Genomic DNA, 18,460 nt, shown 5'->3' on the forward strand with positions numbered 1-18,460 from the left:
CGGCCCCGGCCCGGCCTGCGCGATCAGACGGAGCGGAAGACCGCGACGACGCGGCCGAGCACCTCGGCGTGGTCGCCGAGGATCGGCTCGAACGCGCTGTTGCGCGGCAGCAGCCACGTGTGGCCGTCGCGGCGGCGGAAGACCTTGACGGTCGCCTCGCCGTCGAGCATCGCCGCGACGATGTCGCCGTTCTCGGCCTCGCGCTGCTGGCGCACGACCACAAAATCGCCGTCGCAGATCGCCGCATCGATCATGGAGTCGCCCACCACGCGCAGCATGAACAGCTGGCCGTCGCCCACGAGCTGCCGGGGGAGCGGCACGATCTCCTCGACCTGCTGGTCGGCCGTGATCGGCACGCCCGCGGCGATCTGCCCGACCAGGGGCACGTAGGCGGCTTCCTCGACCTGCTGCGCGGGGGCGTCGGCGATGGCCGCGCTCGTGCTCGCCAGCTCGACGAGGATCTCGAGTGCTCGGGGCCGGTTCGGATCGCGGCGGATGTACCCGCCGAGCTCGAGGCGGCTGAGCTGGTGGGTGACGCTCGAGAGCGAGGAGAGCCCGACGGCGTCGCCGATCTCGCGCATGCTGGGCGGGTAGCCGCGAGTGTCGACCGAGCGCGCGATGCACTCGAGGATCGCCTGCTGCTTCTCGCTGAGGGGCTTCCGGGAGTGGGGAGCGTCGCTCATCGCTGTCCTTTCCGAGGCCCGAGGGCGGTGGCGGGAGGGTCGGATCCATGAATGTCAGTGGTTGCTGATTCAGTGATGCCGTTGCTCGAAACCATAGCCGCTGCATTCGAACACCGCCAAACAAGTGTTCGAGTGTCGCGGAAAAGATCGAAACATGTGTTCGAAGATCTTGCTTGCGGTTTCGATTCATCGAAGATATATTCGAAACAGATGTTCGCCCCGATGTGATACTCGCGGCGGCGCGGAAGAACAGGAGAGACCACCATGAGCGCACAGGCGGTTCTGCAGCACGAGTCGTACGAGGTTCGCCCCCCGAAGGCGAACGCGAAGCTGCGCCTCACGCGTCGCGGGCGAGTGGTCTTCGGATCGCTGGCCACCGTGATGGTCGCGGGCCTGCTCGCGCTGGCGGCGACGTTCGCGGGCCCCCAGGCCTTCGCGTCGGAAGAGGGCGCTTCCGGCCAGCAGTTCCACTACGTGGTCGTGCAGCCCGGTGCTTCGCTCTGGTCGCTCGCGACCGAGCTCGACCCCGAGGCCGACCCGCGCGACCTGGTCGCCGAGATCGTGCAGCTCAACCAGCTCGACGGCTCTGGCATCGAGGCGGGCGAGGCGATCGCGGTGCCGCTGCGGTACTCCGACAGCCCCGCGGTGTTCGGGGCCGACGAGCTCGATACGTGAGGGTGTGAAGCCTGAGCGATCGAAGCGTGCGCGTTCGAAGGCGTCCCGGGCGCACCCACTAGGTTCCGACCCTGCGCGCCGGCCTCGCGAGCCGGCGGCGCCCCGGGGAGGTTCTAAACTGGTGCGGTGACCAGCCTGAGCGATCTCCCTCTCCGCGCCAACCTCGTCGGCAAGCAGCCCTACGGGGCTCCCCAGGATCCCGTGCCGGTGAGCCTCAACGTCAACGAGAACACGCATCCGATCCCCGAGGGCGTGGTTGCCGACATCGCGGAGTCGCTCGCGCAGGCGGTTCACGGAGTGAACCGCTATCCCGACCGCGAGTTCACCGAGCTGCGCGAGGCCCTGGCCGGTTATCTCGGCCATGGCCTGACCGTCGAGCAGCTGTGGGCGGCGAACGGCTCGAACGAGGTGCTGCAGCAGATTCTGCAGGCGTTCGGCGGCCCCGGGCGCTCGCTGCTGAGCTTCACGCCCACCTACTCCATGTACCCGCTGCTCGCCTCGGGCACCGACACGGAGTGGATCGCCGTTGCGCGCCCCGCCGACTACGCCCTCACCCCCGAGCTCGTGGTCGGCGCCCTGCGCGAGCACCGGCCCGACATCGCCATCCTGTGCGGCCCCAACAACCCCACCGGCACGCCGCTCGACCGCGAGGTGATCCTCGCCGCCTATGAGGCCTTCGACGGCATCCTCATCGTCGACGAGGCCTACCACGAGTTCGACGCGCAGCGCGAGAGCGCGGTCGCGCTGCTGCCCGGCCGCCATCGCCTGCTCGTCTCGCGCACCATGAGCAAGGCCTTCGCCTTCGCCGGCGTGCGCCTCGGATATCTCGCGGCAGACCCCGCCGTGATCGACGCCCTGCGCCTCGTGCGACTGCCGTACCACCTCTCCGCGCTCACGCAGGCCGCGGCTACCGCCGCCATACGCCACTCCGACGAGATGCTCGCCACCGTCGCCGACATCCGCGATCAGCGCGATCGGCTCGCCGCCGCACTCGTGCAGCTCGGCTACGAGGTGCACCCGTCCGGCGCGAACTTCCTGCTGGTCGGCGGCTTCGACGATCCGGCAGCGGTCTTCGAGTCGCTGCGCGCGCAGGGTATCCTGATCCGCAACCTCGGCATCGAGGGGCACCTGCGCATCACCGCCGGGACCGAGAGCGAGACCACCGCCGTGATCGAGGCGATCGCGGCGCTGACGCCGACTGCGCGCTGACGCCCGCCCTGCCGCGTGGACGGCCGCCTCGACGCGGAGAGCGTGCGCTTCAGATACAAGTGACAGCTATCTTCCGTGCGTGCGGATAGGATCGAGGCGATGTCTCAGCACGAACACGACGGCGCGAGCGACGCCGAGAACGCCCCGGGCGCGGGCGACGCCCCCACGAGCGAGGGCCTCGCCGCCGATACCGCGCAACGCGCCGACGCGTCGGGCTCGGTGTCGACCGCTCGGTCCGTCGAGGCCGGCGAACCGCTCCCCGCCGGGCCGGCCGAACCGGCGCCGGTCGCCGTCGCGGCGGCCCCGCGTCGGCGAGGGGCGGCCGAGACCCTCGACCGCCGCGCGCTCGAGCGGCGCTACCGCCTGATGCGCAACCTCGTCGTGCTGCTCGTGGCGCTCGTCGTGGTGCTCGGCGGCGTCTCGGTCTCGCAGCTCGTGCAGCTGCAGAGCGCGGAGACCGTCGGCGCAGCGGCCTCCGCGACCGGCGCGTCGGCCGAGGCGGGTGCCTCGGCGCAGCCCGGCGAAGCCGGCAGCTGCCCCGCGCCCGAGCGCCGCGAGCCGAACGACCCGATGGCGCTCGGCGACGTCGACGCCCCCGTGGTGATCGCCGAGTGGACCGACTTCCGCTGCCCCTACTGCGGCGTGTTCTCGCGCGACACCCTGCCGACGCTGATCGAGGAGTACGTCGACACCGGCAAAGTGCGACTCGAGGTGCACGACGTCGACTTCATCGACGGCGACGTCTCCGCGCGGGTGGCGGTGGCCGCGCGCGCGGCCGGGGAGCAGGATCGCTACTTCGAGTACCTCTTCGAGGTCTACGACGCGATGCACCAGGAGCGCCCCGAGATCACCGACTCGTTGCTCGTCGACTACGCGAAGCAGGCGGGCGTGCCCGACATCGCGCGTTTCACCGCCGACCTCGACAGCTCCGAGCTGCTCGCCGAGCTGCGCGCCAGCAGCGCGCAGGCCAAGCAGCTGGGCGTGGGATCGGTGCCGTTCTTCGCCGAGACCGACGGCTGCCAGGTGCTGCAGGGCGCGCAGCCGATCGAGCAGTTCCGCGGCTTCCTCGACAGCGCGGTCGCCGCTGCCGAGCAGGGCCGCGGCGAGTAGCGCGAGGTGGAGCTCACCCTGCTCGGCGCCTTCCTCGGCGGCGCCCTGACCCTGCTCAGTCCCTGCTCGGCGATGCTGCTGCCCGCGTTCTTCGCCTACGCGTTCAGCAGCCCGGGTGCACTGATCGCGCGCACCGGCGTCTTCTTCCTCGGCCTCGCGACCTCGCTCGTGCCGCTCGGGCTGCTCGCCGGCACCGTGGGCGCTTGGGTGACGCTGCACCGGGACGGTCTCATGACGGCCGCGGCGATCGTGGTCATCGTGCTGGGCGTCGCGATGCTTCTCGGCGTGCGACTGCCCGCCATGACGCGCCAGCGCGGCGCGAAGAGCACCTCGATCGCGTCGGTCTACGCGCTCGGCACCGTGTACGGACTCGCCGGAGTGTGCGCGGGGCCGCTGCTCGGCGCAGCACTGACGATGGCCGCCTACGGCGGCAACGCGCTGCTCGGAGGCGTCGTGATGCTCGTCTTCGCGGCCGGCATGGCCCTGCCGCTGCTGCTGCTCGCCCTGCTCTGGGAGCGCGTGCCCGGGGTGCGCCGCCTCGTGCGCCCCCGAGAACTCGTGATCGGTCGCTGGCGCAACGCGTGGAGCAGCGTGATCGGCGGAGCGATCACGGTCGGCATCGGTGTGCTCCTGCTCGCGACGCGCGGCACGAGCACCCTCGGCAGCATGCTGGGGTACTCCGAACAGGCGCGCCTCGAGGGATGGGTGCAGCACGCCTCCGCCGCGATCCCGAACTGGGTGTTCCTCGTCGTGGTGCTGACCGCCGGCGGGCTCTGGTTCGCGGTGCGCCAGGCGCTGCGCCGCGATCCCGAACCGCCGCTCGCCGCACCCGCAGGGACCGGCGCCGGCGAACCCCGATAGAATCATGGCCATGACCGCAGCAGCACGCACCGCCTCGCTCGAGCGCTCCACGAGCGAGTCGCAGATCAGCCTGAGCCTCGACCTCGACGGCACGGGCGCATCCGACATCGACACCGGTGTGCCCTTCTTCGACCACATGCTCACGGCGCTGGCGCGCCACTCGCTCACCGACCTCACCGTGCGGGCGCGCGGCGACGTGCACATCGACGTGCACCACACCGTCGAGGACACGGGTATCCTGCTCGGCCAGGCGATCCTCGAGGCGCTCGGCGACAAGAGCGGCATCTCGCGCTACGGCGACGCCCTCGTGCCCCTCGACGAGGCGCTCGCGCAGGCCGTGGTCGACATCTCGGGCCGCCCCTACCTCGTGCACTCGGGCGAGCCCGCAGGGTTCGAGTTCCACCTCATCGGCGGCCACTTCACGGGGTCGATGGTGCGCCACTTCTTCGAGGCGCTGGTGCTGAACGCGCGGCTCACCGTGCACCTCAGACTGATCGAGGGGCGGGATCCGCACCACATCGCCGAGGCCGAGTTCAAGGCGTTCGCCCGCGCTCTGCGCCAGGCGAAGGCGCTCGACCCGCTCGTCGCAGGCATCCCGTCGACCAAGGGAGCCCTGTGACGGGGAGCGAGCGCGTCGCCGACGGTGCTGATGGGAACGGTCCGCGCAAGCGCGTCGCCGTTCTCGACTACGGCTCGGGCAATGTGCACTCCGCGGTCAAGGCGCTCGCGAAGGCGGGCGCCGAGGTCGAACTGACCCGGGATCCGCGCGCGGTCGCCGAGGCCGACGGTCTGCTCGTGCCCGGCGTGGGCGCGTTCGACGCCGTGATGCGGCAGTTGCGCGCGGTGCGCGGCGACGAACTCATCGATCGCAGGCTCGCCGGCGGTCGCCCCGTGCTGGGCATCTGCGTGGGCGAGCAGGTGATGTTCGAGCGCGGCGTCGAGCGCGGCGTCGAGACCGAGGGGCTCGGCCAGTGGCCGGGCACCGTGCGCCGCCTCGAGGCCGACGTGCTGCCGCACATGGGCTGGAACACCGTCGAGGCGCCCGAGAACTCGGTGCTGTTCCGCGGCATCGCCCACGAGCGCTTCTACTTCGTGCACAGCTACGCGGTCACCGACTGGGCCCTCGAAGGGCGCGGCGCGGCGACCAGGCCGATCGTGACGTGGGCCGAGCACGGCGAGCGATTCGTCGCCGCCGTCGAGAACGGCCCGCTGAGCGCGACCCAGTTCCACCCCGAGAAGTCCGGCGAAGCCGGCATCCAGCTGCTGCGCAACTGGATCTCGACCCTCTGACACCCGACTCTCGTACCAAGGAGAACCGCACACATGAGTGAACTGGCGCAGGGCCCCAAACTTCAGCTGCTGCCCGCGATCGACATGGTCGACGGCAAGGCGGTGCGCCTCACCCAGGGCGAGGCCGGCACCGAGACCAACTACGGCAGCCCGGTCGACGCGGCACTCGACTGGATCGAGCAGGGCGCGGAGTGGATCCACCTCGTCGACCTCGACGCCGCCTTCGGGCGCGGCAGCAACGTCGCGGTGGCGCGCAAGATCATCAAGCGCGCGGGCGACGTCAACATCGAGTTCTCGGGCGGCATCCGCGACGACGCGAGTCTCGAGGCCGCGCTCGAGATGGGGGCGCGCCGCGTGAACCTCGGCACTGCCGCGCTCGAGAACCCGGAGTGGACCCGCGCGGTGATCGCCCGCTACGGCGAGCAGATCGCCGTCGGCCTCGACGTGCGCGGCGAGACCCTCGCCGCCCGAGGCTGGACCGAGGAGGGCGGCAACCTCTGGGACGTGCTCGAGCGCCTCGAGGACGCGAACTGCGCCCGCTACGTCGTGACCGACGTCACCAAGGACGGCACCCTGCGCGGGCCGAACATCGAGCTGCTGAAGCAGGTCTGCGCCCGCACCTCCCGCCCGGTCGTGGCGTCGGGCGGCGTGTCGAGCCTCGACGACCTCGCCGCGCTGCGCGAGATCGTGCCGCTCGGCGTCGAGGGCGCGATCGTGGGCAAAGCGCTCTACGACGGGGCCTTCACGCTCGCGGCGGCTCTCGATGTGGCCGGGCGCTAGCGCTCGATCACTGCTTCGCGCGAGCACAGATGGCGATCAAGAAGCTCCCCTCGACGGGTGACGCGCCGCGTTCGACGGGCGTCCCCGAGAGCCTGGAGCCGGGCGGGGCGGCCGACTCGGCGGGCTTTCCGTGGGAGGGGCGCACCTTCGACCACCACGGCACGGCGTTCGCGGGCGACGACGGCGGGACGCCGGCCGAGCTGAGCGACGCCGTCGCCGCCCTGCGGCGGGCCGCCGCCGCGCTCGGCTCCGGCGAGCCGGGTGCCGCGCATCTCGACGCGCTCGCGGACGCCCACGCCGAGGCGATCGTCGCGCTCTCCCGGGTGCGCGTGCTGATCCCGTTGCTCGCGGAGGCGGGCGACACGGGGATCACCCCCGACGGTCGCACGGTCGAGAAGTCGCAGGAGCTGTCGATCGTGACCGTCTCCGCGCCCGACGGGCGGCGGGTCATGCCGGTGTTCAGCTCGGTCGAGGCGATGGGGGCCTGGCACGCAGAGGCGCGGCCGATCCCGGTGCCCGGCCCCCAGGCCGCCCTCGCCGCCGCCCAGGAGCAGACCGACCTCATCATCGTCGACCCGGGATCGCCCGCCCAGGAGCTCGGCGTGCGACGCACGCAGCTGCAGGCGATGGCTCTCGGGGAACGGCGGCTTCCGGCGTGGGCGGATCCGCGAGTGCTCGAGGCGTTCCGGGCGTCGACGGCGGCGGACCCTCGCGTCGTCGAGGTGCTGCTGCTGCCGGGCGATCCCGAGGCGCGCTTGCTCGCCCCCGAGACCGACGTGGTGCTGCGTCTCGCCCCCGGGCTCGACCGCGAGGAGCTGCAGCGCATCGTGGCCGACGCGCAGCAGCGCTGGGCCGCGAGCGAGCTCGTCGCCGAGCGCGTCGACTCGCTGCGCATCCGCGCGCTCGCCGCCTGAGGGAGCCGGCAAATCCCGAGTCGGATTTCCTCCTTTCCCGCAAGGGGAGGTGCGCATGTCGGAGGCTGCTGTTACGCTTGCGTACACATCCGGCTCACAGCGAAGGAGCACGCCTCATGACCTCGAGTACCGCAGCGACGGCAGCGCAGCCGCGCGCCGAGTGGACCGGCCAGATCGGCTTCATCATCTCCGCCATCGGCTCGGCAGTCGGGCTCGGCAACATCTGGCGCTTTCCCGGCGTCGCCTACGAGAACGGCGGCGGCGCCTTCCTCATCCCGTACATCGTCGCGCTGCTCACAGCGGGCATCCCGATCCTGTTCCTCGACTATGCCATCGGCCACCGCTTCCGCGGTTCGGCGCCGCTCGCGCTGCGGCGGCTGGCCGGCAGGCTCGGAGAGGGCATCGGCTGGTTCCAGGTGATGATCTGCGTGTTCATCGCCATCTACTACACCGCGGTGCTGGCCTGGGCGGCGAGCTACTTCGTGTTCTCGTTCTCCCTGCCGTGGGGCGACGACGCGACCGGGTTCTTCGTGGGCGAGTACCTCAAGCTCTCAGACGCGTCGTTCACCATGGAGTTCGTGCCGGGCGTGCTCATCCCGCTCGTGCTGATGTGGCTCGTCACGCTCGTCGTGCTGGGCGCGGGCGTGGTGAAGGGCGTGCAGCGGCTCAACATGATCGCGATCCCGCTGCTGATCGTCGGCTTCCTGGCACTCGTGGTGCGCGCGCTCATGCTGCCGGGCGCGGCAGACGGGTTGAACGCGCTCTTCACGCCCGACTTCGCGGCGCTCGCCGATCCGGCCGTGTGGGTCGCCGCCTACAGCCAGATCTTCTTCTCGCTGTCGGTCGCGTTCGGCATCATGATGACCTACGCCTCCTATCGCAAGCGGCGCTCGAACATGACCACCCCGGGCCTCGTCGTGGCCTTCGCCAACTCGTCGTTCGAGATCCTCGCGGGCATCGGGGTGTTCGCGACCCTCGGCTTCTTCGCGTTCCAGCAGGGCATCACTGTGAACGAGCTCGAAGGCCTCACGGGCGTGGGCCTCGCCTTCATGACGTTCCCCGCGATCGTCGCCGAGATGCCGGGCGGCCCGTTCTTCGGCGCCCTGTTCTTCGGTTCGCTCACCCTCGCGGCGCTCACCTCGCTCATCTCGATCCTCGAGGTCGTCTTCGCGGGCGTCATCGACAAGTTCGGGATCGGTCGTAAGGCGGTCTCCTACGGGCTCGGGGGCGTGCTCGCCGTGGTCTCTCTGCTGCTGTTCGGCACCACCTCGGGCCTCATCGCGCTCGACACCATCGACAACTGGGCGAACAACATCGGCATCGTCGCCTCCGCGGTCGTCATGAGCGTCACGGTGCTCTGGATCCGGCGCGCGGGTCGCGAGCTGAGCGGGCATCTCAGCGCCCTGTCGACCTTCAAGGTCGGTCGCATCTGGCTGTTCCTCGTCTCGGTGCTGGGCCCGGTCGTGCTGGGCTACATGCTCATCGCGACGGTGGTGAAGCTCATCAACGAGCCGTACGAGGGCTACGACGAGACCTACCTGCTGATCGTGGGGTGGGGCTCGGTGCTCGTGATGATCGTCGGATCGATCGTGCTCACGGCCCTGCCGTGGAAGTTCGCCCCCGACCGCTTCACGCCCTGGCCGCCGCTCGACGCCTCGGGCAAGCCGGTCGCGGTCGGTGCCGGGCCCGCGGTCGGGCGCCCCACCGGGCGCGGCGGCTCGACAGCGAGCCACATCAGCGGCCCCGCGCGGGGCGCAGCCGACGACTCCGCAGATATCGAGGGAGGTGCGCGATGACCCCCGTCGCGATCCTGTTCCTGGTGCTCTCCACCGTCGTGGTGTGGGGCGGCCTCATCGCGAGCGTGGTGTTCCTCGGACGGCGATCCGAGATCGCCGAGTACCCGCCGGGCGGCGACGACCCCGCGGGCGAAGAGGTCTACGACCTGCCACCCATCCGCGACACGTGAGCCGCCCGCGGCCGCACTGCGGCCCGCCGACGGGTGGCTCTAGAACAGGTTGAGCAGCAGCACGTAGCAGGCGGTGCCCGCGGCGATGCTGAGCAGCGCGCGGCGTCGGCCGAGCAGGTGCACCACGACCGTGACCGCCGAGGCCGCCGCGATCGCCCACACCTCGCCGGGGCGGGCGAGCACCTCGCCGCGCAGCACCACGACGACGAGGATCAGCAGCAGGCCGGCGGGCATCCAGCGGCCGAGACGCTGCACGAGCTTCGACTTGCGCAGCGGCTCAGCACCGCGAACGGCACCGCCCGCAATGCGAGGGTGATGAGACCGCCGATCGCGATCGCGGCGATGAGGTACCAGAGGGGTGCGTCAGGCATCGCGGCCTCCCTGCGCGTCGGCGGAAGCCGAACCGGCGTCGCCCTCGACAGTGCTGCCGGGCTCGCCCGATCCCGAGGCGCAGGTCGCGGAACCGCCGCCGGCTCCCGTATCGCCGACCGGCGAGACCGCGCCCGGCGCGGCTCTGCGCGTCAGGAGGTGCCGCACGACCAGCAGTGTGGTGAAGATCAGGAGGCCCGCGAGCAGGGCCGAATCGGGGGCGAGGAGGATCGCGACCGTCACCGCGAGGCCCGCGAGCACGATCGAGGGGACCTCGCGTCGGCTGCGCGCCGCGTCGAGGGTCATCACGATGAACAGCGCGTAGAGGGCGAACTCGAAGCCCTCGATCGGCTCGGGCAGCGACGAGGCGATCGCGACGCCCACCAGGCCTCCGACCACCCAGTACGCCTGCATCGCGAGCTGTCCCGTCACGATGCGGGCGGAGGTGAGCCGCTCCGGGGGCATCAGCACGTAGGTCGCATAGGCCTCGTCGATGAGGGCGTACACGGAGTAGGCGCGCGGCCACCCCCTCCGCACCCGCGACAGCGGAAACGAGAGCGCGTAGAAGACGTGCCTGAAGTTCAGGGCGAACACGGTGGCCGCGATGGTGAGCAGCGGGGTGGCCGAGGCCAGCATGCTCACCATCAGCAGCTCCACCGACCCCGCGAAGATCCCCACCGAGAGCGCGGGCGCGAGCCACCACGGCAGCCCGGCCTGCACGACCAGCATGCCGAGGGCGACGCCGAGCGGGAAGATCCCGATCCCCACACCCAGGGAGTCGCGCACGCCCAGCGCGATGCCGGCTCGCCGCGACGGGGGAGCGGGCGTGCGGGCTGCTGAGGTCACCCCACTATGGTGCCCGAGAATCGCCGCAATGTGCATGCGAAGTCGGTCGCGACAACGGCGCCTGTGGCAATATATGCGCATGGACCGTCTGGATCGCGCAATCATCGATGAGCTGGAGCGAGAGGGGCGGCTCAGCAATGTCGAACTGGCGTCGCGGGTCGGGCTCACTCCCGGCCCGTGCCTGCGCCGGGTGCAGCGCCTCGAGGCCTCGGGCGTGATCCTCGGATATCGTGCCGTCATCGACCCCCAGGCGACGGCTCGAGGCTTCGAGGTCATCCTGCACGTCGACCTGAGCACCCAGGAGGCGGCGGTGGTCGAGGGGTTCGAGCGCGAGGTCGCGCGTCTCGACGAGGTGAGCGAGTTCAAACGGCTCTTCGGCACTCCCGACTACTTCCTGCGCGTCGCCGTCGCCGACCTGGTCGCCTACGAGGAGTTCCTCACCAAGCGCATCATGGCGCTGAAGGGCGTCGGCAAGGTGAGCTCGCACTTCGCGATGAAGAACCTGAAGGGCTGAGCGCGCGGGCCGACGACCGACACTCGGTCGGTGCGCCGGCTCTTTCCGCACCGGCGTCGGCTCGATAGCATCGAGCCCATGAGCCTCCACGCCTCGACCTCGCGCTACGAGCGCACCCCCGTTCGCCGTGTCGGCCGCAGCGGCCTGCACCTGCCGCTCCTCTCGCTCGGCCTCTGGCAGAACTTCGGCGACGATCGCCCGCACGAGACCCAGCGCGAACTGGTGCTCGGCGCCTTCGAGCGGGGCATCTTCCACTTCGACCTCGCCAACAACTACGGCCCGCCCTACGGCGCCGCCGAGCGCAACTTCGGGCGGATCCTGCGCGACGACCTGGCCGCGCATCGAGACGAACTCGTCATCTCGACGAAGGCCGGGTGGGACATGTGGCCCGGCCCCCACGGTGCGGGCGCGAGCCGCAAGCACCTCGTCACGAGCCTCGACCGCTCGCTCGAGCGACTCGGCCTCGACCGCGTCGACATCTTCTACACGCACCGGCCCGATCCCCGTACGCCGCTCGAGGAGACCGCGGCCGCGCTCGACCACATCGTGCGCTCGGGCCGCGCCCACTACGTCGGCATGTCCTCCTACTCCGCCGACGCAGGCCGGCAGCTCGCCGGCATGCTGCGCCAGCTCGGAACGCCCGTCACGATCCACCAGCCCTCGTACAGCATGCTGAACCGCTGGATCGAGACCGAGGGGCTGCTCGACGTCGCCGCCGACGAGGGCTTCGGGGTGATCGGCTTCACGGCGCTCGCCCAGGGCATGCTCACCGACAAGTACCTCGACGGCGTTCCCGAGGGCTCGCGCGCCGCGAGTCCCGGCAGCTTCAGCTCCTCGGCCCTCACCGATGAACTGCGCGACAGCCTGCGCGGCCTCGCCGCGATCGCCTCCGAGCGCGGGCAGAGCCTCGCGCAGCTCGCGCTCGCGTGGGCGCTGCGCGACCCTCGCGTCACGAGCCTCGTGATCGGGGCGAGCCGTCTCTCACAGCTCGACGAGAACTGGCGCGCGCTCGAGCAGCTCGACTTCGACGCCCAGGAGCTCGCGGAGATCGAGGACCTGCTCGGCCGCGCTGACGCCGATGTCGACCTGTGGCGCGACGCCCGCCGTGGCGGCGAGGTGCCGCTGCTCGGCTGAACGGGCCCGCTCAGATCACCGAGCCGGTGTACTTCTCGCCGGGGCCGGCACCGGGCGCGTCGGGGATCGCGGAGGCCTCTCGGAAGGCGAGCTGCACCGACCGCAGCCCGTCGCGCAGGGGGCGCGCGTGCGAGTCGCTGATCTCGGGGGCGCCCGCGGTGATGAGGCCGGCGAGCGCGTTGATGAGCTTGCGGGCCTCGTCGAGGTCGGTCTCGTTCTCGGGATCGTCGGCCAGACCGCACTTGATGGCGGCAGCGCTGAGCAGGTTCACCGCGGCCGCGGTGATGACCTCGACGGCCGGAACCTCGGCGATGTCGCGGGCCGCCTGAGACGCGGCCTGCGTCTCGGCCTCGTGGATCGATGCGTCCTGCTGCGGGTTCTCGCTCATGCTGTCCTGACTGTCTCGGGGATATCTGTGCTAAACTTGCCTGTGGTTCTCGGCTACTTGCCGAGATGCGGAAGAGGAGATTCTCCCACCCGGCACCGCTTTCAAGGTTACCGGGTAGTTGGCACCCCGCCGTTCGCGGCAGCTCGAGAAGGGTGCGGGCGGCGCGTGCGCGGCCCTGATCTCCGTCCGTCGCTCCGAATCCGGGGCGCCCATCACCTGAGATCAGAGGAGCCGGCGATCAGCGATCCCCGTACGAATGACAGAATCCGCGTCCCCGAGGTGCGACTGGTAGGACCCAGTGGCGAGCAGGTCGGGGTCGTCCCGATCGAGACTGCGCTGCGCCTGGCGGCCGACGCCGATCTCGATCTCGTCGAGGTCGCCCCGAACTCGAAGCCTCCCGTGGCGAAGATCATGGACTTCGGCAAGTTCAAGTACGAGGCGGCTCAGAAGCAGAAGGAAGCCCGTCGCAACCAGGCCAACACCGTCCTCAAAGAGGTGCGCTTCCGCCTGAAGATCGACAAGCACGACTACGAGACCAAGACGAAGCGTGCCGTCGGCTTCCTGTCGCAGGGCGACAAGGTGAAGGCCATGATCCTGTTCCGCGGCCGCGAGCAGTCGCGCCCCGAGATGGGCGTGCGCCTGCTGCAGCAGTTCGCCGAGGACATCGCGGAGTTCGGCACCGTCGAGTCGAGGCCCCGCATCGACGGTCGCAACATGGTGATGGTCATCTCGCCCATCAAGAACAAGTCCGAGGCGAAGGCCGAGCAGAACGCTCGCCGTGCCGAGGAGAAGGCCATCCGCAAGGCGGACAAGGCGGCCGGATCCGCCTCCGCCGGCGAGTAATCTGCGGCGCACTGCCCCGCGCAGCTGCCCCGCGCCATACGCAGCCGTTCGCGGCGCGCACACAACAAGGAGAAATCGATGCCCAAGCAGAAGACCCACTCGGGGGCCAAGAAGCGCTTCAAGCTCACCGGCTCCGGCAAGCTGATGAAGCAGCAGGCCGGCATGCGCCACAACCTCGAGGTCAAGGCCTCGAAGCGCAAGCGCCGCCTGAACGCTGAGCAGGTGCTCGCCAAGGGCGACGCCAAGCAGGCGATGAAGCTCCTCGGCCACTGAGCCGCGAGCACCCAGCTTTCATCTGAGATTTTCGTAAGGAAGAACTGAAATGGCTAGAGTCAAGCGGGCAGTCAACGCCCACAAGAAGCGTCGCGTCATCCTCGAGCGCGCCGAGGGCTACCGCGGGCAGCGTTCGCGCCTGTACCGCAAGGCGAAGGAGCAGGTCACCCACTCCCTCGTCTACGCGTACAACGATCGCCGTAAGAAGAAGGGCGACTTCCGCCGCCTGTGGATCCAGCGCATCAACGCCGGTGCGCGCGCCAACGGCCTCACCTACAACCGCTTCATCCAGGGCCTCGGCCTCGCGGGCGTCGAGGTCGACCGTCGTATGCTCGCCGAGCTCGCCGTCAACGACCAGGCCGCCTTCGCCGCCCTCGTCGAGGTCGCGAAGAACGCTCTGCCCGAGGACACCTCGGCTCCGAAGGCCGCGTAAGCGCGCCATCCGTCGAACGCACCCCGCCGCTCCCGCCGGAGCGACGGGGTGCTTCTGCGTACGGGGGCCCGGCTGCGGTGCGAGTTCCGGCTTCGGTGAGGCGAGAGGGGCGGATCCGCTCTCACGGAGGCCGGATCCCTCACCGGACCCGGGCCTCGCGCGCCCGGTAGTGTGGACGCGTGAACGAAGCGATCCTCAGCAATCCGAAGGCCCCCCGCGTCAAGCGGGCCGCCGCGCTCGCGCGCAAGAAGGAGCGGCAGGCTCAGGGGCGCTTCCTGGTCGAGGGGCCCCAGTCGGTTCGCGAGCTGCTGGCGCACCGGCCCGAGCTCGCCGAGACGGTCTACGCGTCGATGGGCACCGAGCCGTGGCAGCACGAGGTCGACCGGCTCGCGTCCGAGGCCGGTGTGCGGGTCGAGCGCGCGACCGATGAGGTCTTCGCCGCGCTGAGCGAGACCGTGAACCCGCAGGGCGTCGTGGCGATCGCGCGCGTCTGGGAGCCGGATCTCGCCGAGGTGCTGAGCGGCGCGCGGCTCGTGGCGATCCTGCACGAGATCCGGGACCCCGGCAACGCGGGCACGGTGCTGCGCGCCGCCGACGCGGCCGGCGCCGACGCGGTGATCTTCTCGGGGGAGAGCATCGACCCGTTCCACCCGAAAGTGGTGCGCTCGACCACGGGCTCGCTCTTCCACCTGCCGGTCGCGGTGGCGCCCTCGCTCGCCGAGGCGCTCGACGCCGCTCGAGCGGCGGGCCTCACGAGCCTCGCCGCCGACGTGCGCGGGGCGGGGCTGCTCGAGGCCCGCGCGGAGGGGGCGCTCGCGGGCCCGGTGGCCTGGGTCTTCGGCAACGAGGCGCGCGGGTTGAGCGAGGCGGATCGCGCCCTGGCCGACCGCTCGCTCAAACTGCCCATCTACGGCGCGGCCGAGTCGCTCAACCTCGCGACCGCCGCGAGTGTGCTGCTCTACGAGACGGCGTTCTCGCAGCGCGGCTGAGCACGGCCGCACCGGCTGACGCCCGCGGGCCGAACCGGGCCGCGGGCTCGGCCCTCGATTCCCGCGGCCCGGCGCCGCGGCCCGGCGCCGCGGGACGACGATCAGCCCCTGGTACCACACCCGGGGTACTGCGGGCCGATGCGGCGCCGCGAGCGCGCCGCGAGGATGGGGGCATGAAGCTCATCCAGCTCCTGCACCGGCCCGTCGTACTCGTTCCGACCGCGCTCGTGACCGCGTGCCTGCTCGCCGCGGGCATCGCGACGGGGGCCTGCGCCTATCTCGGACACGCGACGCGGGCCCTCGCCGCGATCCCCCTGCCCTAGTGCCGCACGCCGGCGCCCGGCACGGCCGACCCGGCGACTCCCCGCTCGCCTCGGGGCGGAGCGGGGAGGCCGGGGCCGGGGATCCGGGGCCGGAGGCCCGGGCCGGTGCGCGACGGACCCTAATCGAAGAGGGGCGCCCCGAGGGTCTCACCCGGCCGGAAGCCGGGCAGGATCGCGAACACCGCCGAGCCGACATGGGTGACCCACTCGTTGAGCAGGTCGGCCTCGTCGAGCCGGCGCTGGATCGGCACGAACTGCGCGAGCGGATCGCGCTGGTAGCAGGCGAACAGCAAGCCGGCCTCGTGTCCGTCGTCGTAGTTCGACGCGCGCCGGAAGATGCGCTCCGACGGGTCGCTGGAGTGGGCCCGCCGGATGTGCGCGGCCACCGGGATCACGCTCAGCCCCCGCGCGTCCTTCGCGTCGAAGTCGGCGGGGGTGCGCTCCCCGCCGTCGCCGAGCGGGGGAGCGGGCGGAGCGGTGAGCGGCGCGCCATCGGAGAGCCGCCGGCCGATGGTCTGCTCGCGCCCGGGGCGGTCGACCATGTCCCACGTGTCGAGCTCCATGCGGATGCGCCGCAGCACGAGCGCCGTGCCCCCCGCGAGCCAGCCCGCCTCGCGGCCCAGCCAGACGAGCCCGTCGAAGCCGTCCTCGGAGGACGAGGGGTTGACGGTGCCGTCCACCTGGCCCATGAGGTTGCGCATCGTGGTGCCGTCGCCCTCGGAGCCCCGGGCGCGGCGGAAGCCGCGCTGCCGCCACAGCGGTTCGACGAAGCTCGCGAGGTCGCGTTCGAGCATGCGGGCGGCGTGGGAGATCGGCAGCGGGTCGTCGGCCTCGATCGCGAGCAGCAGGTCGCCCCCGTCGAAGTCGCCGTTCAGCCGGTCGCGGTCGAAGCGGGGCAGGGGCGCGAGCCACCCGGGGCGAGCGGCCCCCGCGCGGTCGACGAGCTCGGGCCCGACGCCCACGGTCACGGTGAGCCGGGCCGGTCTCGCGGCGAGCTCGGGTTCGGGATCGGCGAGCGGAGCCTCGCCCGACGTGAGCCCCTCGACATCGCCCGTCAGCACTCGGAACATGCGTCGGAGCGCTTCGGCATCGGCATCCGGCCGCAACCGGTAGGCCGCGTAGCGCACGTGCGCTGCGGGAGCGGTGATTACCCCCGCCTGATGCGGCCCGTGACAGGGCAGCGACTCCCCGCCGAAACCGGGCAGCCCGCCGCCGGGCCCGAGCGACGGCTCGGTCTCGGCCGCCGCCGCGGCACCGGGGACGGGCGCCGTCGCGGTGCGCGCAGCGCCGAACCCGAGCGCGCCGCCCGCGCCCAGCACCGCGCTGAGCCCGGCCCCCAGCGCACCGCCCGTGAGCAGCGCACGGCGGCCGAGCTCGGGGGCGGGGCCGCGCCCCTCGGCGGCGGGATGCGCCGAGGCGCGTCCCGCCGCCGAGGGGCTCGTTCCGCTCGTCTCTGCGGTGACGCCGAGGGCGGCGTCGGGCGCGTCGGCGCGTGCGGAGCGGCGTGCGGGGTCGGTGCGCGGCCCCGACTCAGTGCCCGCCATGGTCGTCGTGCTCGTCGGAGCCGCCGTGCTCGCCGGAACCGCCGTGCCCGCCGTCGCCGTAGCTCTCGTTCGCGCCCGAGTAGTCCTTCACGAGTGCCGAGAACGAGATGCTGCTGCCGTCGTCGAAGCTCACCGTGATCGGCGCCTCGTCGCCCGCGAGCAGATCGGCCGCGAGGTCCATGAGCATGATGTGGTCGCCGCCCGGCACGAACTCGAACGAGCCGCCGGCGGGCACGGTGACGTCGCCCGAGATCTGCTGCATGACGCCCGCGGTCGTCACCTCGTGCAGTTCGGCGCTGCCCGCGGCTTCGCTCTCGACGGCGGTGATGACGAGGTCGTCGTCGCCGTGGTTCTCGAGGGTGCCGAACACGCCGGTCATACCGCCCTGCTCGCCGGACTTGGCCCAGCCGTCGATGAACACGGCGTTCGGCGCCTGCTCGTTCGGCTCCGAGGGAGTGCGGTCGTTCGCGGCCGCGCCGGAGCACCCGGCGAGCAGGAGCGCGGCGGCGGAGAGCGCCGCGAGGGAGCGCGCGGCCCGCAGGCGGACGCGATTCTCGATGCGGATCATGCCCGGTCCTCCTCGTCGCTCGAAGCGGTGGACGAGCCGTCCGCGGTGCCCGCGGCGCGCATGCCCGCGGCGCGGCGGCGTCGGCCGACGAGCACGGCGGCGAGCGCACCGCCGGCGACGAGCACGGCGCCGATGGAGATCGCGGCGATGGCGCCCGTCGACAGGCCGCCCTCGTCGCCCGCCGCGGCCGATCCCGAGTCCGCGTCGTGGTCGTGGTCGTGATCGGCGGCGTCGTGCTCGTCGACGGAGCCGTCTTCCGAGCCGTCCTCGAACCGGGAATCGGGCTCGACGATGGCGGCCTCTTCGGCCTGCCAGGCGCTGGGCTCGGTGAGCTGCAGCACGAAGGCGCCCTCGATGGGGTGGCCGTCGCTCGAGACGACGCGCCAGGCGACGTCGTAGTCTCCCTCGGGCAGCTCGGCGGCGAGCGGCTGCACGACGTCGGGCCCCGAGACCTCGGGTGCGCCGTCGGTGACGTCGGCGCCGTCGGAGGAGGTAATGACGATCTCGGTGCCGACCTCGATGATGCTGTTGTTGAAGGTGAGTCGGATCCCGTCGACGCGGCCGTCGTCGGTCGCGACGACGCCGCGGTCGACGAGCTCGTCGTGCGCGAGCGCCGGGGAGGCGAGTCCGAGGGAGAGGCCGAGCGTCGCGAGCGCGGCGAGGCCGAGGACCGCGGCGCGGGTGCGGCGCGGGCGGATGATGGTGGTGTTCATAATGGTCTTTCTCGTGCGGCCCGGATGGCACGTCG

24 protein-coding genes are annotated in these 18,460 nt (G+C 71.6%); 17 read left to right on the forward strand and 7 right to left on the reverse strand.

All coding sequences use genetic code 11. The features are described 5' to 3' along the window. Window positions 1–23 precede the first annotated feature (23 nt). The gene (lexA, locus tag Leucomu_RS05335; RefSeq protein WP_017884744.1) at window positions 24–683 is read right to left on the reverse strand and encodes a transcriptional repressor LexA; all 660 of its coding nucleotides are present in this window, start codon (window positions 681–683) and stop codon (window positions 24–26) included. A gap of 264 nt (window positions 684–947) precedes the next feature. Here lexA and Leucomu_RS05340 point away from each other — a divergent pair, with 264 nt between their 5' ends. The 10 genes from Leucomu_RS05340 (at window position 948) to Leucomu_RS05385 (ending at window position 9,488) form a co-directional block, all read left to right on the forward strand. Next, window positions 948–1,358, forward strand: a complete 411-nt coding sequence (locus tag Leucomu_RS05340) for a hypothetical protein (RefSeq protein WP_128386566.1) — start codon at window positions 948–950, stop codon at window positions 1,356–1,358. Window positions 1,359–1,484: 126 nt separating this feature from the next. Then, a complete protein-coding gene (locus Leucomu_RS05345) occupies window positions 1,485–2,567 on the forward strand; it encodes a histidinol-phosphate transaminase (protein ID WP_128386567.1) in 1,083 nt (360 codons plus the stop codon). Window positions 2,568–2,666: 99 nt separating this feature from the next. After that, a complete protein-coding gene (locus Leucomu_RS05350) occupies window positions 2,667–3,677 on the forward strand; it encodes a DsbA family protein (RefSeq protein ID WP_017884747.1) in 1,011 nt (336 codons plus the stop codon). A gap of 6 nt (window positions 3,678–3,683) precedes the next feature. Beyond that, a complete protein-coding gene (locus Leucomu_RS05355) occupies window positions 3,684–4,538 on the forward strand; it encodes a cytochrome c biogenesis CcdA family protein (RefSeq protein ID WP_017884748.1) in 855 nt (284 codons plus the stop codon). Between the two features lie 10 nt (window positions 4,539–4,548). Next, a complete protein-coding gene (gene hisB / locus Leucomu_RS05360; protein WP_017884749.1) occupies window positions 4,549–5,157 on the forward strand; it encodes an imidazoleglycerol-phosphate dehydratase HisB in 609 nt (202 codons plus the stop codon). Further along, complete coding sequence (gene hisH, locus Leucomu_RS05365) at window positions 5,154–5,828, forward strand: imidazole glycerol phosphate synthase subunit HisH (protein ID WP_128386568.1); 675 nt, start codon at window positions 5,154–5,156, stop codon at window positions 5,826–5,828. Before hisB ends, hisH begins: the two co-directional genes overlap by 4 nt. A gap of 33 nt (window positions 5,829–5,861) precedes the next feature. Further along, entirely contained in the window at window positions 5,862–6,608 is a 747-nt protein-coding gene (gene priA, locus Leucomu_RS05370) for a bifunctional 1-(5-phosphoribosyl)-5-((5-phosphoribosylamino)methylideneamino)imidazole-4-carboxamide isomerase/phosphoribosylanthranilate isomerase PriA (protein WP_017884751.1), read from the forward strand. Between the two features lie 29 nt (window positions 6,609–6,637). Beyond that, the gene (locus Leucomu_RS05375) at window positions 6,638–7,522 is read left to right on the forward strand and encodes an SseB family protein (protein ID WP_128386569.1); all 885 of its coding nucleotides are present in this window, start codon (window positions 6,638–6,640) and stop codon (window positions 7,520–7,522) included. 116 nt (window positions 7,523–7,638) lie between these two features. After that, window positions 7,639–9,318: a sodium-dependent transporter gene (locus Leucomu_RS05380; RefSeq protein WP_017884753.1), complete on the forward strand. Its 1,680-nt coding sequence runs from the start codon at window positions 7,639–7,641 to the stop codon at window positions 9,316–9,318. Beyond that, complete coding sequence (locus tag Leucomu_RS05385) at window positions 9,315–9,488, forward strand: MetS family NSS transporter small subunit (RefSeq protein WP_128386570.1); 174 nt, start codon at window positions 9,315–9,317, stop codon at window positions 9,486–9,488. Before Leucomu_RS05380 ends, Leucomu_RS05385 begins: the two co-directional genes overlap by 4 nt. Window positions 9,489–9,527: 39 nt before the next feature. Here the strand turns inward: Leucomu_RS05385 and Leucomu_RS05390 are convergent, their stop codons facing one another. After that, window positions 9,528–9,743, reverse strand: a complete 216-nt coding sequence (locus tag Leucomu_RS05390) for an AzlD domain-containing protein (protein ID WP_267128447.1) — start codon at window positions 9,741–9,743, stop codon at window positions 9,528–9,530. Window positions 9,744–9,851: 108 nt separating this feature from the next. After that, window positions 9,852–10,703 (reverse strand): AzlC family ABC transporter permease, encoded by an 852-nt coding sequence (locus Leucomu_RS05395; RefSeq protein WP_228407294.1) that lies wholly within the window; start codon window positions 10,701–10,703, stop codon window positions 9,852–9,854. A 79-nt stretch (window positions 10,704–10,782) separates the two neighbouring features. Here Leucomu_RS05395 and Leucomu_RS05400 point away from each other — a divergent pair, with 79 nt between their 5' ends. Further along, a complete protein-coding gene (locus Leucomu_RS05400; RefSeq protein WP_017884757.1) occupies window positions 10,783–11,217 on the forward strand; it encodes an Lrp/AsnC family transcriptional regulator in 435 nt (144 codons plus the stop codon). Between the two features lie 78 nt (window positions 11,218–11,295). Next, window positions 11,296–12,351 (forward strand): aldo/keto reductase, encoded by a 1,056-nt coding sequence (locus tag Leucomu_RS05405; protein WP_017884758.1) that lies wholly within the window; start codon window positions 11,296–11,298, stop codon window positions 12,349–12,351. Between the two features lie 10 nt (window positions 12,352–12,361). Here the strand turns inward: Leucomu_RS05405 and Leucomu_RS05410 are convergent, their stop codons facing one another. Continuing rightward, window positions 12,362–12,739, reverse strand: coding sequence for a DUF1844 domain-containing protein (locus tag Leucomu_RS05410; RefSeq protein WP_017884759.1), 378 nt, complete (start codon window positions 12,737–12,739; stop codon window positions 12,362–12,364). 237 nt (window positions 12,740–12,976) lie between these two features. Here Leucomu_RS05410 and infC point away from each other — a divergent pair, with 237 nt between their 5' ends. The 5 genes from infC (at window position 12,977) to Leucomu_RS15155 (ending at window position 15,600) form a co-directional block, all read left to right on the forward strand. After that, on the forward strand, window positions 12,977–13,582 hold the full coding sequence (gene infC, locus Leucomu_RS05415; protein WP_081611693.1) for a translation initiation factor IF-3: 606 nt from the start codon (window positions 12,977–12,979) through the stop codon (window positions 13,580–13,582). A gap of 78 nt (window positions 13,583–13,660) precedes the next feature. Continuing rightward, the gene (rpmI, locus tag Leucomu_RS05425; RefSeq protein ID WP_010156662.1) at window positions 13,661–13,855 is read left to right on the forward strand and encodes a 50S ribosomal protein L35; all 195 of its coding nucleotides are present in this window, start codon (window positions 13,661–13,663) and stop codon (window positions 13,853–13,855) included. Window positions 13,856–13,904: 49 nt separating this feature from the next. Then, on the forward strand, window positions 13,905–14,288 hold the full coding sequence (gene rplT, locus Leucomu_RS05430) for a 50S ribosomal protein L20 (RefSeq protein ID WP_017884761.1): 384 nt from the start codon (window positions 13,905–13,907) through the stop codon (window positions 14,286–14,288). A gap of 179 nt (window positions 14,289–14,467) precedes the next feature. Continuing rightward, window positions 14,468–15,277 (forward strand): TrmH family RNA methyltransferase, encoded by an 810-nt coding sequence (locus Leucomu_RS05435; RefSeq protein WP_017884762.1) that lies wholly within the window; start codon window positions 14,468–14,470, stop codon window positions 15,275–15,277. Window positions 15,278–15,450: 173 nt separating this feature from the next. Beyond that, on the forward strand, window positions 15,451–15,600 hold the full coding sequence (locus tag Leucomu_RS15155) for a hypothetical protein (RefSeq protein ID WP_017884763.1): 150 nt from the start codon (window positions 15,451–15,453) through the stop codon (window positions 15,598–15,600). 119 nt (window positions 15,601–15,719) lie between these two features. Here Leucomu_RS15155 and Leucomu_RS05440 read toward each other — a convergent pair whose 3' ends face one another. The 3 genes from Leucomu_RS05440 to Leucomu_RS05450 are packed head-to-tail and all read right to left on the reverse strand — an operon-like array spanning window position 15,720 to window position 18,425. After that, window positions 15,720–17,144, reverse strand: coding sequence for a Dyp-type peroxidase (locus tag Leucomu_RS05440; RefSeq protein WP_194294570.1), 1,425 nt, complete (start codon window positions 17,142–17,144; stop codon window positions 15,720–15,722). Beyond that, the gene (locus Leucomu_RS05445) at window positions 17,131–17,712 is read right to left on the reverse strand and encodes a copper chaperone PCu(A)C (protein WP_017884765.1); all 582 of its coding nucleotides are present in this window, start codon (window positions 17,710–17,712) and stop codon (window positions 17,131–17,133) included. Before Leucomu_RS05445 ends, Leucomu_RS05440 begins: the two co-directional genes overlap by 14 nt. Then, entirely contained in the window at window positions 17,709–18,425 is a 717-nt protein-coding gene (locus Leucomu_RS05450) for a copper resistance CopC family protein (RefSeq protein WP_128386573.1), read from the reverse strand. The genes Leucomu_RS05445 and Leucomu_RS05450 overlap by 4 nt, the downstream gene beginning before the upstream one ends. Between the last annotated feature and the right edge of the window lie 35 nt (window positions 18,426–18,460).

It is taken from the genome of Leucobacter muris (assembly GCF_004028235.1).
Taxonomy (GTDB): Bacteria; Actinomycetota; Actinomycetes; order Actinomycetales; family Microbacteriaceae; genus Leucobacter; species Leucobacter muris.